This is a genomic window from Streptomyces sp. NPDC002573 (assembly GCF_042889625.1).
GTDB lineage: Bacteria > Actinomycetota > Actinomycetes > Streptomycetales > Streptomycetaceae > Streptomyces > Streptomyces gibsoniae.
The window spans coordinates 1-2,140 of record NZ_JBIARC010000235.1 but is presented as its reverse complement, the minus strand read 5'-3'; the positions used below and the strand labels follow the sequence as shown (position 1 = coordinate 2,140).

Sequence of the window (2,140 nt, the reverse complement as noted above, 5' to 3'; positions counted from 1 at the left end):
GGACTGGTTACAGATCTTCCAGATGCCCTCCTACGCGCCGGAGCTGAACCCGGCCGAGGGGATCTGGTCGCTCCTCAAGCGGCACCTGGCCGACTTCGCCGCCGCCGACCTCACACACCTCACCCGCGTGATCAAGCGGAAGCTGAAGAAGATCCAGTACCGGCCCCACCTGGTCGACGGCTGTCTGCCACCCACCGGTCTGACCATGAACGACACGACCAGCCCGCCGGACTCCGTGAGTTCAACCTGAGTAACACATCGATGCGTCCTGCTGTGACGGCTCGGCGAGCTGGCCGCTACTGGATCACGCCCTTGCTTGGGTCGCCGAGGGGAACGCTCTCCACCGGCCAAATCTCGGTGGGTGCGGCCAGGAGGGGTTTGAGCGCGTCTCTGATCCGCTGGAGGTTCGAGCTGGCCAGGTGCGCTTGGAAATCATCGGGGGTGAGCCAGCGCTCGACGAGGATGACGTTCTCGCCGTCGCTGTGCAGCGCGAACAGCTCGCATCCCGGTTCCTGATGGACCAGCGGGGCGAGGTCGCGGTACACGTCAAGCACGTTCTGGGTCTGGCCCGGCGCGGGAATCAGGCGGGCGATGACGACAGGCATGCGCGCGAATCCTTTCGGGGCGTCTTTATCAGCCGTAATCGTTGGATGCGGGGTGGTGCCGCACTTCCAGGATGCGCCTCACCAGCCGATGCAGCAGCGGTCCGCCGGGAGGATCAGGTCGGCGGTCTCCGTCGGGCGGTCCTGGCAGTCTTTGCTGTACAGCACCAGTTTGGAAGACGCCGAATCCGGGTGGCGGCTGACTTGCGAAGTTCCTGACCGGGGCCGGAGCGTGGTCGGCGCCGCTGTTCCCCGTGAGTCCCCGTTGCGTCCCGTCGAAACGGGCACGCAACGGGCACGGTCCCGGCCCGGGAAGAGCACGCACGGGCAAGGCATGATGGCCGGCATGGATGAGGACGCCTTTTGACAGCTGATCGAGGAGTGCAGACCCACTGGGCCTGATCCTGACGCTCAGCGATTCGCCGCCACGCAAATCGCTCGGCTGGCATCCGGCCCGCTCTTCCGGGCCAAGGGACTCGCAGAGCAGCTGTCGTGGGCGCTCTACCGACTGGACCGCAAGCAGTTCGGGCTCGGGGTGTCGAGTGACGGCTTCCTCTACGCCCACCGACCGCACCGAGGTCGACAGCGTCCGTGTGGATCCCGCGCTGTTTCCTCGCTACACGGCTGGCTTCGACTGGGCGGAAAGCTTCCTCTACGTCCCAGACCGGGCGTACGAGCACGTCACAGGTGAGGATTGGGACCGCCAAACGCGGTACTGCTACGAGTCCTACTCCAATGCGGCGGGCCGGATCGGCGTGTAGCACCGCGTTAGGAGCGGGGTAGGGCCCTCTCGGGTGTGACCTGCGGGTTCCCTACCCCCTGCGCAGTCCGGCGGCGCGTACCCCTCCGTACCTCGATTCCCTGTGAGTCCCCGCCTGTGCTGGGAGGAGAGTGGCACGCTTGGGGCCCTGCGCTGGTGGCCTTCTCGATGCGAACTACGGGCTGGCCTCGCGCGGCCGGCCGAGGACGGCGGGAACCGTGTCGAGGAGCCCAATGGTCCCCGCAGCAGGTTGATGCCCGGGACCGGCGTAGTCTCGTGTGCTATGGCCGATATAGCGAACCCCGCCTCCGCGACTGCGGGCATCACTGTCTGGCTTCCGATTCCGCTCGCCGACATCCCCGGTCTGCCCGAAGGACCGACGTACGTCCACTGGGACGGCGAGGACATATTCCCCGCCGATCCAGTCGCCGCCGACTTCTACGTCCCGCCGTACTGGAAGGGTCCCGAGGTCGCCACGCGCCCGCTGCGACACGGCGCCCGGCCGCGTGTCGTGCAGACGCTCACCGCCGGAATCGACCACGTGCGCGGCCACGTGCCGCCTGGCACCGTGTTGTGCAACGCACGCGGCGTGCACAACGCGAGCGTTGCGGAGCTGGCGCTGACCCTCACCCTTGCCTCGCTGCGCGGCATCCAGCACTTCGTCCACGGTCAGGAAGTCGAGCAGTGGCGTGCCGGTGTCTACTCCGCGCTCGCCGATCGCACCGTGCTGATCGTCGGCTATGGGGCGATCGGCAGGGCGATCGAGGACCGGCTCACG

Annotated in this window: 3 protein-coding genes and 1 pseudogene; 3 read left to right on the top strand and 1 reads right to left on the bottom strand. The window is 67.3% G+C overall.

Annotated features, from left to right (window positions below):
• A partial coding sequence (locus tag ACFYX0_RS47545; protein WP_388982014.1) for a transposase occupies positions 1–250 on the top strand: 250 nt, incomplete at its 5' end.
• A 46-nt stretch (positions 251–296) separates the two neighbouring features.
• Here the strand turns inward: ACFYX0_RS47545 and ACFYX0_RS47540 are convergent.
• Positions 297–605 (bottom strand): putative quinol monooxygenase, encoded by a 309-nt coding sequence (locus ACFYX0_RS47540; RefSeq protein WP_355923729.1) that lies wholly within the window; start codon positions 603–605, stop codon positions 297–299.
• Between the two features lie 539 nt (positions 606–1,144).
• On the opposite strand from ACFYX0_RS47540, the gene ACFYX0_RS47535 reads away from it, so the two are divergent.
• Both ACFYX0_RS47535 and ACFYX0_RS47530 read left to right on the top strand, forming a co-directional pair.
• On the top strand, positions 1,145–1,363 hold the full coding sequence (locus tag ACFYX0_RS47535) for a hypothetical protein (protein WP_355923727.1): 219 nt from the start codon (positions 1,145–1,147) through the stop codon (positions 1,361–1,363).
• A 282-nt stretch (positions 1,364–1,645) separates the two neighbouring features.
• A pseudogene (locus ACFYX0_RS47530) lies at positions 1,646–2,140 on the top strand (dihydrofolate reductase); the annotation flags it as partial.

What these genes read in the sequence shown, in the direction of transcription:
- ACFYX0_RS47540 (WP_355923729.1), bottom strand. Translation starts at nt 605, where the DNA reads ATGCCTGTCGTCATCGCCCGCCTGATTCCCGCGCCGGGCCAGACCCAG.